Genomic DNA, 767 nt, shown 5'->3' with positions numbered 1-767 from the left:
TTCAAAGAAAATTTAGAAAAAATACATAAGGAGAATACATTCATTTCTAATAAATACGAGTCTCCATTTCCAATCATTGACTACCTTTCCAAAACTATTAAAGGAAATGCTCTCGATCTTAATCAGGTTGATTTTTTAATAGATGGTTCCACGCAAATTCATAAAAAAGATAAAACCTTCTCTTTTTCTAACCACGAATTCGTAAATCGTTACATTAAACACATCATTCCACAAAACATTAAATCCATTCGTTATTCTGGATTCTACAGTTCCGCTTCTAAAGAAAAATATCTTATCGTTAATAGTTTATACAATCACGATCTAGAACTAGAAATCATTCCAAATGATAATGATCAAAACTCGAGCAATGACGATTCTTACAAAATACATAAAGCTTGTCCGATCTGTAATCAGAGAATGATACTTCTACAAGAAGTTGACGAATTCAAGGTACCAGATATTGTTTACATCAAATTTGGAAAGGATCCTCCTACTGAAGATCTTTTTACAAAACTTGTTGCTTAGTTTTGACTCAACTTGGGACTATTAAATTCCTTAGAGAAAAAAAATAGCTAACAAATCAAATTCAAGCCAGGGCACTGCATATAACAGCGCCTTAACGCTTCGCTTCGGCACTTACGGCCTCGCTCGGTCTGCGACACATAGGCTTCTGGCACTCCCCTTGCTTGCGCAAGTGTCGTTCCAGTCCCTAACGTCCCGTTAACGGGACTCAGGGTCAGCCTACGTCGTTAAGGCTAGTTCGTTAT

General features: G+C 36.4%; 1 protein-coding gene. It reads left to right on the top strand.

The genetic code is table 11. From position 1 onward, the window contains the following. Positions 1 to 525: transposase (locus EHQ31_RS09235; protein ID WP_208652759.1), on the top strand; the 525-nt coding region annotated here is incomplete at its 5' end. Between the last annotated feature and the right edge of the window lie 242 nt (positions 526 to 767).

Source organism: Leptospira montravelensis (genome assembly GCF_004770045.1).
Taxonomy (GTDB): domain Bacteria; phylum Spirochaetota; class Leptospiria; order Leptospirales; family Leptospiraceae; genus Leptospira_A; species Leptospira_A montravelensis.
The sequence above is the reverse complement of the archived record's forward strand: the minus strand, read 5'-3'. Positions and strand labels throughout refer to the sequence as shown.